Source organism: Dysgonomonas sp. HGC4, from assembly GCF_001261715.1.
Lineage (GTDB): Bacteria > Bacteroidota > Bacteroidia > Bacteroidales > Dysgonomonadaceae > Dysgonomonas_A.
The window spans coordinates 71,661-85,349 of record NZ_CVRU01000079.1; the positions used below are offsets into that span (position 1 = coordinate 71,661).

The following is a 13,689-nucleotide window of genomic DNA, read 5'->3' on the forward strand; positions in this document are numbered from 1 at the left end:
TATTTTGTGTTGTTATGCTTTGCCTTTGTTGGCTGCTCCATAACCATAACCGTAAGCGGCTTTGGTAGTAGTTCCATTGATAACTATCGATACATTTTTCAACTTTTGTTCCTCAACAATAGATTCCGCTAATTTGAGGTACGATTTATTTGTATAATTAGCTCTGAACAGATATACCGTTGTATCGGAAACTCTATCTAAACAGAAGGTGTCGGAAACCATTCCAACAGGAGCAGTGTCAACAATAATATAATCGAAATTCTCTCGCAGATATGCAAACATCTCCTCCAAACGGTCGTTTAATAACAGTTCCGCAGGATTAGGTGGTATAGGTCCCGCAGGAACTACATATACATTTGGATGCAAATCGGGACGATGTATAACAATCTCTTCTGGCTTCATATCATCCGAAGCCAAATACATAGTCATACCATCCTTTCGGCTTATGCTCAAATATTCAGAAAGCTTAGGGTTACGAATATCCAGACCGACCAAAGCTACTTTTTTATTTTTAATCAAAGCAAATGAAAGTGCAAGGTTAACTGTAAAAAACGATTTACCTTCGCCACTCACACTTGAAGTTACCAAAATAACCTTCTGATCTTTCTTCATCAAAAATTGCAGATTAGTTCTCACCAATCGGAACAACTCCGCTGTTGAAGTATTAATACCTTCTGCTACAGCAATATTTTCGGCTGTTTTGTCGAGACATATTTCACCCAAAACGGGTACAGATGTTGCCTCTTCCAGTTCTTCTTTCGATGCTATTTTTATTTTGAATATATCAATCAAATAAATAATCAACACAGGTATCAGTAGCGCAAACAAGAAAGAAATACCCAATGTAATTATTTTGCGAGGAGCAACAGGCTTCCATATATTATATGCACCATCAATAACTTTCGCTTTGGGTGTTGTAGAAGCCAACGTTAATTGCGTTTCTTCCATCTTGGTCAGGAGAAATACATAAAGGTCTGATTTTACTTTTCGTTGACGTTCTATTTCCAAATACTCACGTTCCTGTCTGGGCATCTCAGATATTCGCGATTGCATTTCGCCTTCAAGCCCTGCCCAATCTTTCTTTCGTATACTAATATCCCTGCGGGCATTACGAATACTTGTTTCAACATTTTTCCTTAGCAAATCGATCTGTTCGTTCATCGAAATCACAACCGGGTTTTGTTGAGTACTATTCTGCAACAAGTGTGTTCTTTCCAATAAAGCACTATTGTAAGCACGTATAGCCTCTAAAGTATTGTTTGAAACAGCAGTATTAGATGGAATCAGCTCATATTTATTCTTTGGATCGGAGATAAAACCCTCAAGCATATCTGCAATACTCAATTGTATATTTATCTCTGTACTTTTCTCTTGAAGATCATTGTACTTTTCAATAAACACGGTAGACTCCGAAGTCATATCCGTTATATTATTTTGTTTCTTGAAGTTTTCGAGATATTTTTCCAAATCACTCAGTTCATTAGAGAGTAAGTTGATCCGTTCCTTTATAAAATCAGCAGTATTTTCGGCCTCTCTATTTTTATCTACTTTGGCATCATCATTATATAATTCAATGAGCTTATTTAGAATATCTTTACCCCGATCTTTATTTACATCCCTTATGCTAAGAGTTATAATATCTGAACTATTAGAGCCTGAGCCAACCATTATTTTCTCACGAAATTTCTCAGCAGCATAATCTAATCCAGCTAAAACAACGTCTAATGTATAATCCTTTTTATCGATTGGTTTGCCTGAATAATTCAATGTAAAGCTGCCATAGGGAAGTTTTACTTCGGCAGGTAAAGAAGAGAACTCAAATTCGCCTATTTTATCTCCATCTGCTTTTACTCTTACTTTAACTGCCTTACCTTCTACACTTATTTTGAATTTCAGAGGCAGCGACAAAGTATCAACAATGCTCCGCTCCACAACCAAATTTAGAGGTGAAGTATTATACATCGATTTATCGAATGGAAATTTCTTTAAGTCATAAGTAGTGTACAAACCTAACTCATAAATCATATCGCGCATATGTGATTGAGACGACATCACCGCCGATTCGTCATCTATATTATCAGAACCTCCTAATCCACCCAAACCAAAACTGCGAACCAATGAAGATGCTATTTTAGCACCCTCCTCCTCTGTTCTCAGTTTCACATTCGAAACAATCAAAAAAGTAGGATCTACCGTTTTCAGATAAGCTATTGCTATAAATAAGCAAGCAATACCCGATACTAAAAACCATTTCCAATATCGTGTGTATTTGAGGATAACGTCTCCTACATTTACAAATTCGGATTTCTTATTTACACTCATATAAAAGTAGTTTCAACTATTTACTGCCATACCTATTACTAAGTTGTCTGACCTTAATCATTTATTAGACACAGCTATTATTAATGATACTGTGGCAATTACACTGGTGATGGCTGTAGTAATCAATGTCAAGTTAAACTGTTTTTGTTGACTCATCTGTGCATCTTTCTGATGCTCTTTGTTCGACTCTACATACACAATATCGTTTTGTTGCAAGTAGAAATATTTTGAAGAAAATACATCGCCGCTTTTAGTCAGATCAAATCGTATAAACTCTTTCTTTCCCTCATTCTCGCGGATCAGCAATACATTATCACGTCTTCCATAAAGGGTTAAATCCCGAGCATTTGCAATAGCATCCAATATAGATACCCGTTGACCGGTGAAATAGAAAGGACCCGGAGCATTTACCGACCCTAAGACAGATACTCTAAAATTCAAAATCTGGATATTTACAATAGGATCTTTTACATAATCCTCTAATCGAATCTGCAATAAACTAACAGCCTCTTCAAGAGACAAACCAGCTAATCTAATTTTTCCTAAGGTAGGGAAGTTGATCTCACCTTGGCTATCAACCAAATATGTAGGAAGCGGACTTTGAGTAGGATTAAGTTGTCCCGTTACAGGAAGATTAAAGGGCGTTACAGCCTGAGGATTAACAGATGATACTACAATAGCTAGCTGATCGTCAGGCTTTATTCTTATTTCTTGTATAGAATCAGACATTACAACTTCTTTCTGCAAGTATTCATCTAGATCTTGAAAATATGAGAAGTTCTTTGTTGTTCCACACGAACTACAAAAAATAATTATTCCGATGAATAGTAAAAAATGATACCTCTTCATTTATTATATATATTTTAATACCTATATACTCCTTACCTCGATTCGAGCAAAAATGATAATTGTAGCTTGCAATACTTTCTTAAAAAGCCAAACAAACAAAAAAAAGCCGAACTAACATTATAACGTCTGTCGGGAACAGAAATTATACACTAAATGACAAAGATACTTTTTTAATGAAAAGTTAGTCTTTTTAAAAGGCAGAAAAGTATTTTTCCCTAAAAACAAAGAGCCTCTTGAATAATTATCCAAGAGGCTCCCCTTTATTTTGCTGAGTTTTTTTTATTCAGAAAAAGGTCTTAAACCTTAATCTAAAGATAAAAATCCTACATTATTGATAAGTTCAGTGTCAACCATGATACGACCGCAATATTCACATACCAAGATTTTCTTTCCTAATTTAATATCCATTTGCTTTTGTGGTGGTATTTTATTGAAACAACCTCCACAAGCTCCACGCTCAATAGATACAATTGCCAAACCATTACGTGCACTTTTACGGATACGTTTGAATGCTTGAAGAAGGCGAGGCTCTACTTCTGCTTCAATGCCTTTTATCTCATCTCTTAAAACTTCTTCTTGTTGTTTAGTTTCAGAAACGATTTCATCTAATTCTTCTTTCTTTTGTGCTAAGTCAGCAGAACGATCTGTTAGATAAGCATGACTTGTTTCGATTTGCTCTTTCAAAGTTTTTACGTTTTGAGTAAATTCTTTGATACGCTTTTCTGACAATTCAATTTCTAATGTTTCGAATTCAATTTCCTTGCTCAGGTGATCGTATTCACGATTGTTACGTACATTATCAAGTTGTTCTTTATACTTCTCAACTTTCAATGTACAATCTTGAATTTTTTGCTTTTGCTGAGCAACAGCAGCTTCAAATTCTTTAAGATCCGACTCGTATTTTCCAACACGTGTTTTAAGACCTGCAATTTCATCATCTAAGTCAGATACCTCTAAAGGCAACTCACCACGAAGGATTTTGATTTTATCTACTTCCGACAATTTTTCTTGTAGATTATAAAGCGTTCTTAGCTTATCTTCTACTGCAATTTCTTTTTCAGCTGATTTCTTTGCCATTTTATATTTTGTTATTTATTAAGTCCAATACAACTATTCGCACATTATAAGAATAAAAAAATGCAGCAAACAAAAAGCATCATATTTCGCTTTTTTATTTACTACATTGCAATATTTCGGCGGGAGTATATCACCACGTCCATACACAGAATTGCTATTTATTCGTCACAATTCAAATACAAAGATACTATTTTCAGATGAAATTACCAAAAATAGCCCCATTCATTTACGAGATGAACGCATGGCTTTCAGATGTTTTAACTCTGCATCTACTTTCAGTTTACTATATTCATCCGATTCAATGGCATAAATAGCTATTTTGCCTTCTGCATTATAATGTATTCCCCATCCGTAACGCTTTGGCAATGGAGAACAGCGAAGACAAGGCTGTCCTTTAGAGAAAAACAAAGCTTTTTCTTTTTCAATATCATCACATTCTACCGCATTCTTACTTACATAGATATCAAATACAATATCATCTGATGAATACAGATAAGGATTCTCCTTTATTTTATAGAATTGTATTGTAGCAACTGTTTTTTTATTACCTCGTTCTATAGGAATTTCAGCTTTCGTCAATAAACAATCCTCTGCAACCTCTATAAACGTATTATAATAGTTGGTCGATTTTTCCATAAATCACACTATAATAGATTATAGATATTTAACCGGATTGACATCAAATTGAGATAAATTTAATTCCACTTCAGGATGCTTTTCTGAGATAAGATCATAAAATATATCTTTTGTACAGATCTCAGATTCATAATGACCAACAGTAGCCAATAAGATTTTGTCCTCTACATCATAGAAGTCATTATATTTAGCCTCCCCTGTTATAAAAATATCAGCACCATAACCAATAGCTTGAGGCAGAAGGAAAGCTCCACTACCACCACATAAAGCTACTTCGTGAATCATAGTTCCCCGATAAGTGGAATGCTGAATACTCGACAAATGAAGTGTATCTTTCAAATAGTACAGAAAATCTTCTTCTTCCATCGGATCAGGCAAAGTACCTACAATACCACTACCTGCTTGCGACCACGAATTTTGCAAAGTGTAAAAATCATAAGCTGGTTCTTCATAAGGATGCACTGCTAAAAGAGCATTCAGAACTTCTTTTTGTTTAAATGCAGGTAAGATAACCTCTATACGCATTTCGGCTTCACGGTGTAGCTCACCTTTCTCTCCGATAAAAGGAGTCGCGTTCTCCCCTGCTCTAAAAGTTCCTTCACCTATTATGTTATAACTACAAGCATCATAATTTCCAACACTTCCCGCTCCGGCATTGAATAAAACAGTACGTACACTATCCGCATGATCCATTGGCACAAATGTGACCAATTTCATCAGACTATTTTTTTGTGGTGCAAGTATCTTCACTTGTTGTAAGTCGAGTATTTTCGCCAATTGATAATTAACACCTCCAACAGCATTGTCTAAATTAGTATGAGCAGCATATACCACAATATCGTACTTACACGCTTTTATCATACAACGCTCAACATAATTTTTACCCGTAAGAGATTTAAAACTACGAAAAGCCAGAGGATGGTGCGATACTACAAGGTTACACCCCAATCGTATAGCTTCATCCATTACATCTTCGGTAACATCAATACACAGCAAAACAGCTTTCACTTCTTGGCTGACATCACCTACCTGCACACCGCAATTATCGAAACTCTCCTGTAAAGGCAGAGGAGCCAGATGTTCTATTGTTTGTAATATTTCTTTTATTTTCATGGTCTACGCGGATTATATAATAAAATACTCTATTGTTTTCTACCCCTAAAAGGTTACAACCCTTATATTACTTACAACTAATAACAACAAGAAAATGAAACAGTAGTAAGTTCTAAGTTATATTCAGCTTATTCTACAAAAAGTTATATAGAAAAAGGACAGTTGCTTCATAAGCGTTTTTAGTGGAATCTTTAATTTCCATTGTCACCTTCATTTCAGCTTTTATTGTACCTCTAAGATTTATCAGAGAAAGAAGTTTTACACGTATACGAACCTCACTATCAACCACAACTGCCTGACCAAACTTCAGCTTATCCATACCATAGTTGATCATCATTTTAAGATTACGCACATCAATTATCTGAGACCATAGATGAGGCAATAGTGACAATGTTAAATAACCATGAGCAATTGTATTATGAAATACGCTTTCCGTTTTAGCTTTCTCCACATCAACATGTATCCATTGATGATCAAGAGTCGCATCTGCAAATAAATTTATACGATCTTGTGTAATTTTCAGATAATCGGACACTCCGATTTCTTTACCAACATATTGTTCAAACTCTTCAAATGAGTTAATTATCACTTTATCCATAATGTCTTTAATCATGTGTATAACAATAGATATTACATCCAGAGAAGGACTATTTCTTTAGTTGTAACATCTTAAAATTTTATTTGTTGTAAGCAAAGATACTTATTTTGCTCATATATTATATATAGCAATCAGAGATACAACAAGTAAGGTATCAATTAATTCTCAATTGAGATCAAAAAACTTTATTATCTTTGTACTTCTTATCAGATTAGAGTAGAAAATATAACAATAGAAGACGCTATATCATATGTTTGAAAATTTAAGTGATAGATTAGACCGATCGTTTAAACTACTAAAAGGTGAAGGCAAAATAACGGAGATCAACGTTGCAGAAACGCTGAAAGATGTTCGTAGAGCATTGCTTGACGCCGACGTTAACTTTAAAACTGCTAAACAATTTACCGAAACAGTTAAGGAAAAGGCTTTAGGACAAAATGTACTTACAGCTGTTAAGCCTAGCCAGTTGATGGTAAAAATAGTACATGATGAGCTTGCCGAACTAATGGGAGGTACATCTGTAGATATTAGTCTGGATGGCAATCCGGCTATTATTCTTATGGCAGGACTACAAGGTTCGGGAAAAACAACTTTCTCGGGAAAGCTTGCCAACCTTCTTAAAACTAAAAAAGGAAAAAAACCTCTACTTGTTGCAGATGACATATACCGTCCTGCGGCTATAGAACAGTTGAGAATATTAGGAACTCAAATAGATGTTCCTGTGTATTCGGAAGACGGAAATAACAATCCTGTTGAAATTGCCCTAAACGCAATTAAACAAGCAAAAGCAAACGGTAATGATGTTGTAATTATAGATACAGCAGGTCGTTTAGCAATTGATGAAGCGATGATGAACGAAATCGCAGCAATCAAAACAGCCGTTAAACCTAGCGAAATATTGTTCGTTGTAGACTCTATGACAGGACAGGATGCAGTAAACACCGCTAAAGAATTCAACGACAGATTGAACTTTGACGGAGTTATCCTTACCAAATTAGATGGTGATACACGTGGTGGAGCTGCTCTATCGATTCGCTCGATAGTAAACAAGCCTATCAAGTATGTGGGTATGGGCGAAAAGATGGATGCACTAGACATTTTCCATCCCGAACGTATGGCTGACCGTATATTAGGAATGGGTGATATCGTTTCGTTAGTAGAACGTGCCCAAGAGCAATATGACGAAGAAGAAGCTCGCCGTCTTCAAAAGAAGATTGCAAAAAATCAATTTGACTTTAATGACTTCCTTTCTCAAATACACCAAATCAAGAAAATGGGTAACCTTAAAGATTTGGCTGCCATGATTCCCGGTGTAGGAAAAGCGATGAAAGATATAGATATCGATGATAATGCTTTCAAAAGTATTGAAGCGATTATCTACTCTATGAGTCCAAAAGAAAGAGTTAGTCCAGAGATTCTCAACGGAAGTCGCCGTCAGCGTATAGCTAAAGGTAGCGGAACATCTATTCAGGAGGTAAACAAACTAATCAAACAGTTTGATGAAACCCGAAAGATGATGAAAATGATGACTCAGATGAAAGGCGCAGGCAAATTGATGTCGAAGATGCCTGGAATGAAAAGATAAGATAAATTGAAAGAGGGGTCGTTGTGCCCCTCTTTTTATTATAAGTAGTTTCAACTATTTATCGCCTTGTATAAGATTACACATCTTGTGTACTTATTTACTTGCACAACTTGTTAACTACTTCACGAGATTTACCAACGCAAGAAAAAAGGTCTGTGACCTTACTAAAAAATTAAACACAGAATATCTATGCAACTTATCGACGGAAAGGCTATAGCCGCTCAAATAAAAAAAGAAATTGCCGAAGAGGTAACTATTATAAAAGCAAACGGAGGAAAAACACCACACCTCGTTGCTGTTCTTGTAGGACACGATGGAGGTAGCGAAACCTACGTTTCGAACAAAGTACGTACATGCGAAGAAGTAGGCTTCAAATCAACCCTTATCAGATATGAAAGCGACGTTACCGAAGAAGAAATTCTTGCGTGTGTAGAAAAATTGAATAAGGATGCAGATGTAGATGGTTTTATTGTACAGCTGCCCTTACCAAAACATATTTCTGAAGAAAAAGTAATAGAAGCAATCGACTACCGCAAAGATGTTGACGGATTTCATCCAATCAATGTAGGTCGTATGTCAATAGGTCTTCCCTGTTTTGTCTCTGCAACACCAGCCGGTATAGTTGAGCTACTTAAACGTTATAATATACCTACACAAGGCAAGAATTGTGTTGTACTGGGCAGAAGTAACATCGTAGGTAAACCGATAGCAGGTCTTATGATGCAAAAAGGTTATCCGGGAGACGCAACAGTAACAGTATGCCATAGCCGCACTCCTAATATCAAAGAGATATGTCTAGAAGCCGATATCATTATAGCAGCAATGGGCGTTCCTGAATTTCTGAAAGGAGATATGGTAAAAGAAGGCGTAACCGTAATTGATGTTGGAACTACAAGAGTGCCATCCACAGAAACAAAATCGGGCTTTAAATTAAAAGGAGATGTTGCTTTTGATGAAGTGGTAGCCAAAGCTGGATTCATTACTCCAGTTCCCGGAGGTGTAGGTCCCATGACTATTATTTCTTTGATGAGAAATACACTCCTTGCCGGAAAAAAGGAAATCTACAAATAGATAACTACTCTCTCTTTTAATTTTGAGGGATTTAAAAATAAAATATCAGGAGTAACATTAATATTACTCCTGATAATTCAAAACGAATGAATCTTGTCAGGAATTAAATCCCGTGATTTATTATAGAAAGAGTCTCGTTTACATTGAAAAACTTGCTAGTAATATTTTTTGCCCCCATTGCTTCAACACGTTTTACATGCATTTGAGCATATTTTTCAGCAGAAGCCATATCTTTAAATAGATATATACCTCCACTTTCTTCTGTTCGAGTATTTTCTATCCATATTTTAGAAATAAAGCCTTCTTCGTTATTAATGCTTTCTGCTAATTGTTTAGCTCCATTTGTTAGTGCATCTCCCATCATCTCGGCTGGAAAATCAAAATTAATTTGTATTAGTACCATAATCGGATATATTAATGTTATTTAGATTTATAAAACGAATCGAACCATTTTTTGAAACGCCACAAATTACCTTATCGAGAAACAATGGCTTCTAATGCATTCTCATTTTGCAAACGTAGTAATTCTTTTTCAGCTTGCTGCATACTTATTTCTTCCAATATAGAAAGCTCTTTAATAATTATAGTTATACTTGTATCAATCATATCAAAAGAGACTATACATAGAAAGTATATTATATAAAAAAGGAGAAATCTATGACTTCGATCTTCAAGCAAGACGATCGGATATTTTGCAAAGTATATTTTGAGGTTTAATTTCGATTTTAGGATTGAGTATAGTTATTGATAAATAGAAAGTCTTCGAATAAAAGGAAAAAGCACAAAAAACTCATCCCAAAACAATAAAAGATATTGTCATTATAACAGTCTGAACAGGTACAAATTCAAACTTGCATTAGTCTTCATTTTTCAGCCTATTTTACATGTTATAAAACATGAAGTGGGTACAAAAAAGAAGAGGTTGTCATCCCGACAACCTACTCCTCAATTATTAACCTTAAATCTAATACTATGAAAAACACGGTGCAAATATAGATATGAATTATGAATTTCAAAACTAAATAGAGTAAATTCTGCTTAAAAACACAATTATTTAACTTTGATTAGCAAGAATGCGTTAATTAACACATCTTGTTTTAAAAAAGTATATAATTAATTAACAGAAAAAAATCACTATCGAAAAAGGAGTTATTTAATTGCTTTCTCTCTATTAGTTTATATATTATCTTTGCACATTCAAATTGAGGCGATAAACCTTCATCAAATGCTTTTATCATTGTTATTAGTAAGACTATTGAGTTTCAATCGGATGGCAATATACTAGAGAAAGCATTTTTGACGACGAAAAAGTAGATATCATTATATGAGCGAATTAGAAAAAGAGATACAAAGACGACGTACGTTTGCAATTATTAGTCACCCCGATGCCGGTAAAACAACACTGACCGAAAAACTCCTTTTGTTTGGAGGTGCAATACACGTTGCCGGAGCTGTAAAATCCAATAAGATTAAAAAAACAGCAACCTCCGACTGGATGGAAATCGAAAAACAACGTGGGATTTCGGTGGCAACATCAGTTATGGGTTTTGAATACGACGGATATAAAATAAATATTCTCGACACACCCGGTCACCAGGATTTCGCTGAAGACACCTACCGCACGCTTACCGCAGTAGATAGTGTTATTATAGCTGTGGACGTAGCCAAAGGGGTAGAAGCACAAACACGAAAGCTTATGGAAGTTTGTAGAATGCGTAACACTCCGGTGATGATCTTTATCAATAAGATGGATAGAGATGGGAAAGACCCATTTGATCTTCTTGATGAATTGGAAGAAGAACTTAAAATAAAAGTACGCCCTCTAAGCTGGCCCATAGATAGTGGTCAACAATTTAAGGGTGTTTATAATATTTTCCAAAAGAAGCTCGATCTATATACTCCAAGTAAGCAAACAGTTACAGAGTCTATCGCCTTTAGCGACATCAACAATCCTGCATTGGAGGGTCACATTGGTAACTCTCTGGCTGAAAAACTTCGCGAAGACATAGAGCTAATAGAAGGTGTATATCCTGATTTGGATATGGATCGTTATTTGAAAGGGCAAGTTGCTCCCGTATTCTTCGGTTCAGCATTAAATAACTTTGGAGTAAAAGAGTTGCTAGATTGTTTCGTAAAAATAGCACCCTCACCCCGTCCTATTGAAGCTGTTGAAAGAGAAGTAAATCCGAACGAAGAAGCCTTCACCGGATTTATATTCAAGATACATGCTAATATGGATCCCAATCACAGATCGTGTATAGCTTTCGTTAAAATTTGCTCGGGGAAATTTGAACGTAATGTCAATTACAAGCACATGCGTTTCAACCGCTTGATGCGTTTCTCTTCTCCTACAGCTTTTATGGCTCAGAAGAAAGAAACTGTTGACGAAGCTTATGCAGGTGATATAGTTGGTTTACCTGATACTGGGAACTTCAAGATTGGAGATACTCTTACATCTGGGGAAAATCTACACTTTAAAGGCTTACCAAGCTTCTCGCCTGAGATGTTCAAATACATAGAGAATGCTGATCCAATGAAGACTAAACAGCTTCAAAAAGGTATCGATCAATTGATGGACGAAGGTGTAGCTCAGCTATTTACAAATCAGTTTAATGGACGTAAGATCATAGGTACTGTAGGACAGCTTCAATTTGAGGTTATCCAATACAGATTACTTCATGAGTATGGAGCACAATGTAAATGGGAAGCAATCAACTTACACAAGGCATGTTGGATTGAAAGTGATGATGCTGAAGAAATTGAAAACTTCAAGAAAAGAAAAGCTCAATATATGGCAAAGGATAAAGAAGGTAGAGATGTATTTCTTGCCGACTCTAACTATGTGCTGATGATGGCTCAACAAGATTTCAAAAACATTCGTTTCCATTTCACGTCTGAATTCTGATAATAAATTTCAGACCTGCAATGATTCTGAATTAAGAATATATAGAATTAGAGGAGTTCAGCAGAATTCCTCTTTCTTTTTTTAGTAGAGGCGAGAACAATTTTAGAAAAGATAAGATTAAAAAACACCATATACCCTCATCCAGTAATCTTTTTCAAGAGTTAGTTGTTGTAAGTATATTGTAACAAGAGATCATAAGCATAGATAAATATCTACCTATATTGTATATATTTGATCTCTATAAATTATTTTATATGTCATTTACTCTAGCAAGCAATTTAAAGATAGAAATATGGAGCGACATTGCATGTCCGTTCTGTTATATAGCTAAGCGTCATTTTGAAGAAGCTTTGGCACAATTTCCACACAAGGATAAGGTTGTAGTAGAATGGAAATCGTTTCAACTGAATCCAAATGTACCCGAAGATACGCATGGCAAGTCGTTGATAGATTCTTTTGTAAGAGAAAAAGGAATGTCTGCGCAACAAGCCGAAGGTCTATTTACAAATGTTGTAAATATGGCAAAACAAAGTGGACTTGATTTTCACATGGATAAAGTGGTGGTTGCAAATACCATCAATGCTCATCGTCTGAGCCATCTTGCAAAAACAAAAGGAAATCAAACTCAAAACGATATAGAAGAATTACTCTTCAAAGCATATTTCACCGAAGGAAAGAATGTAAATGATAAAAACATTCTAACCGAAATAGGTTTAAGCGTAGGATTAGGAAAAGATGAACTCGAGAATCTTTTCAATAGCCACGACTTTGCCGACAAGGTTAGCTATGATATTCAAGAGGCTGGTGTATTCGGGATAACAAGTGTTCCTTACTTTGTTCTCAATCGTAAATATGCAATTTCGGGAGCACAACCCAGTTCAGCATTTCTCGATATCCTAAACCAAGCCTATAACAATTAAGTATCGAGTAACGAAAATCTATGCAAGACAAAATAAAGATAGCCGAAAAAATATCCTTAAAGTATAAGCATCCACTTTCTCCACAGGATTTGGAAAGCTTTGCTTCGATACTCGAACGTAAAGAGTTATCGAAAGGAGAGCTATTTTTAAATAACAGCCAAGTAAGCAAGTACATTCAATATGTAGATAAAGGACTGGTTAGGCAATTCTATTACAAGAATGGTCGTGATGTAACCGAGCATTTTACTTGTGAAAACAACGTTGCCGTATGTATAGAAAGCTTCTTTCGTCAAGAACCAACACGTTTGCTTATAGAAGCTTTAGAAACTACCATTTTATACTGTATTCCTTATAGCGAAATAGAAATACTGGCTTACCATAAACCCGAGATAAGCATTTTATACCGTCGCTTTTTAGAAGCAACTCTTATCTTATCCCAACAGAAAGCCGACTCATGGCGTTTTGAAACCGTTCGCGAACGCTACGAACGGTTTATAAAAGAATATCCGCAAGCAGCTAAACGAGCACCCATAGCTCATATAGCATCTTACTTATTGATGACGCCCGAGTCATTAAGTCGCGTACGATCAGGACAATGGTAACTTATTTTTCA

13 protein-coding genes are annotated in these 13,689 nt (G+C 35.5%); 5 read left to right on the top strand and 8 right to left on the bottom strand.

Going from position 1 to position 13,689, the window contains the following annotated elements; translation table 11 throughout:
• Nucleotides 1-12: 12 nt before the first annotated feature.
• From HGC4_RS07580 to HGC4_RS07605, 6 genes are all read right to left on the bottom strand, one after another.
• Nucleotides 13-2,322 (bottom strand): GumC family protein, encoded by a 2,310-nt coding sequence (locus HGC4_RS07580; RefSeq protein WP_050709523.1) that lies wholly within the window; start codon nt 2,320-2,322, stop codon nt 13-15.
• Between the two features lie 57 nt (nt 2,323-2,379).
• Complete coding sequence (locus HGC4_RS07585; RefSeq protein ID WP_050709524.1) at nt 2,380-3,171, bottom strand: polysaccharide biosynthesis/export family protein; 792 nt, start codon at nt 3,169-3,171, stop codon at nt 2,380-2,382.
• A gap of 303 nt (nt 3,172-3,474) precedes the next feature.
• Nucleotides 3,475-4,248 (bottom strand): zinc ribbon domain-containing protein, encoded by a 774-nt coding sequence (locus HGC4_RS07590; RefSeq protein WP_050709525.1) that lies wholly within the window; start codon nt 4,246-4,248, stop codon nt 3,475-3,477.
• Between the two features lie 222 nt (nt 4,249-4,470).
• Nucleotides 4,471-4,884: a DUF6157 family protein gene (locus tag HGC4_RS07595; RefSeq protein WP_050709526.1), complete on the bottom strand. Its 414-nt coding sequence runs from the start codon at nt 4,882-4,884 to the stop codon at nt 4,471-4,473.
• A gap of 18 nt (nt 4,885-4,902) precedes the next feature.
• Entirely contained in the window at nt 4,903-5,997 is a 1,095-nt protein-coding gene (locus HGC4_RS07600; protein ID WP_050709527.1) for a Nif3-like dinuclear metal center hexameric protein, read from the bottom strand.
• Nucleotides 5,998-6,130: 133 nt separating this feature from the next.
• Complete coding sequence (locus HGC4_RS07605; protein WP_050709565.1) at nt 6,131-6,595, bottom strand: MaoC family dehydratase; 465 nt, start codon at nt 6,593-6,595, stop codon at nt 6,131-6,133.
• A gap of 250 nt (nt 6,596-6,845) precedes the next feature.
• Here HGC4_RS07605 and ffh point away from each other — a divergent pair, with 250 nt between their 5' ends.
• Together ffh and folD are read left to right on the top strand one after the other, a co-directional pair.
• A complete protein-coding gene (ffh, locus tag HGC4_RS07610) occupies nt 6,846-8,180 on the top strand; it encodes a signal recognition particle protein (protein ID WP_050709528.1) in 1,335 nt (444 codons plus the stop codon).
• Between the two features lie 189 nt (nt 8,181-8,369).
• Complete coding sequence (gene folD / locus HGC4_RS07615; protein ID WP_050709529.1) at nt 8,370-9,251, top strand: bifunctional methylenetetrahydrofolate dehydrogenase/methenyltetrahydrofolate cyclohydrolase FolD; 882 nt, start codon at nt 8,370-8,372, stop codon at nt 9,249-9,251.
• Nucleotides 9,252-9,354: 103 nt separating this feature from the next.
• Here the strand turns inward: folD and HGC4_RS07620 are convergent, their stop codons facing one another.
• Both HGC4_RS07620 and HGC4_RS19055 read right to left on the bottom strand, forming a co-directional pair.
• Nucleotides 9,355-9,654, bottom strand: coding sequence for a monooxygenase (locus tag HGC4_RS07620; protein WP_050709530.1), 300 nt, complete (start codon nt 9,652-9,654; stop codon nt 9,355-9,357).
• A gap of 71 nt (nt 9,655-9,725) precedes the next feature.
• Nucleotides 9,726-9,857 carry a hypothetical protein gene (locus HGC4_RS19055; protein ID WP_255349825.1) on the bottom strand — a complete coding sequence of 44 codons (132 nt, stop codon included), beginning with the start codon at nt 9,855-9,857 and terminating at the stop codon, nt 9,726-9,728.
• A gap of 718 nt (nt 9,858-10,575) precedes the next feature.
• On the opposite strand from HGC4_RS19055, the gene HGC4_RS07625 reads away from it, so the two are divergent.
• The 3 genes from HGC4_RS07625 (at nt 10,576) to HGC4_RS07635 (ending at nt 13,678) form a co-directional block, all read left to right on the top strand.
• Complete coding sequence (locus tag HGC4_RS07625; protein ID WP_050709531.1) at nt 10,576-12,156, top strand: peptide chain release factor 3; 1,581 nt, start codon at nt 10,576-10,578, stop codon at nt 12,154-12,156.
• Between the two features lie 254 nt (nt 12,157-12,410).
• Nucleotides 12,411-13,076 (top strand): DsbA family oxidoreductase, encoded by a 666-nt coding sequence (locus tag HGC4_RS07630; protein ID WP_050709532.1) that lies wholly within the window; start codon nt 12,411-12,413, stop codon nt 13,074-13,076.
• Between the two features lie 20 nt (nt 13,077-13,096).
• A complete protein-coding gene (locus HGC4_RS07635) occupies nt 13,097-13,678 on the top strand; it encodes a Crp/Fnr family transcriptional regulator (protein WP_050709533.1) in 582 nt (193 codons plus the stop codon).
• Nucleotides 13,679-13,689 lie beyond the last annotated feature (11 nt).

Bases quoted from the DNA above. Each gene is read 5' to 3' on its own strand.
- HGC4_RS07580 (WP_050709523.1), bottom strand. From the start codon at position 2,322: ATGAGTGTAAATAAGAAATCCGAATTTGTAAATGTAGGAGACGTTATC.
- HGC4_RS07585 (WP_050709524.1), bottom strand. From the start codon at position 3,171: ATGAAGAGGTATCATTTTTTACTATTCATCGGAATAATTATTTTTTGT.
- HGC4_RS07590 (WP_050709525.1), bottom strand. From the start codon at position 4,248: ATGGCAAAGAAATCAGCTGAAAAAGAAATTGCAGTAGAAGATAAGCTA.
- HGC4_RS07595 (WP_050709526.1), bottom strand. From the start codon at position 4,884: ATGGAAAAATCGACCAACTATTATAATACGTTTATAGAGGTTGCAGAG.
- HGC4_RS07600 (WP_050709527.1), bottom strand. From the start codon at position 5,997: ATGAAAATAAAAGAAATATTACAAACAATAGAACATCTGGCTCCTCTG.
- HGC4_RS07605 (WP_050709565.1), bottom strand. From the start codon at position 6,595: ATGGATAAAGTGATAATTAACTCATTTGAAGAGTTTGAACAATATGTT.
- ffh (WP_050709528.1), top strand. From the start codon at position 6,846: ATGTTTGAAAATTTAAGTGATAGATTAGACCGATCGTTTAAACTACTA.
- folD (WP_050709529.1), top strand. From the start codon at position 8,370: ATGCAACTTATCGACGGAAAGGCTATAGCCGCTCAAATAAAAAAAGAA.
- HGC4_RS07620 (WP_050709530.1), bottom strand. From the start codon at position 9,654: ATGGTACTAATACAAATTAATTTTGATTTTCCAGCCGAGATGATGGGA.
- HGC4_RS19055 (WP_255349825.1), bottom strand. From the start codon at position 9,857: ATGATTGATACAAGTATAACTATAATTATTAAAGAGCTTTCTATATTG.
- HGC4_RS07625 (WP_050709531.1), top strand. From the start codon at position 10,576: ATGAGCGAATTAGAAAAAGAGATACAAAGACGACGTACGTTTGCAATT.
- HGC4_RS07630 (WP_050709532.1), top strand. From the start codon at position 12,411: ATGTCATTTACTCTAGCAAGCAATTTAAAGATAGAAATATGGAGCGAC.
- HGC4_RS07635 (WP_050709533.1), top strand. From the start codon at position 13,097: ATGCAAGACAAAATAAAGATAGCCGAAAAAATATCCTTAAAGTATAAG.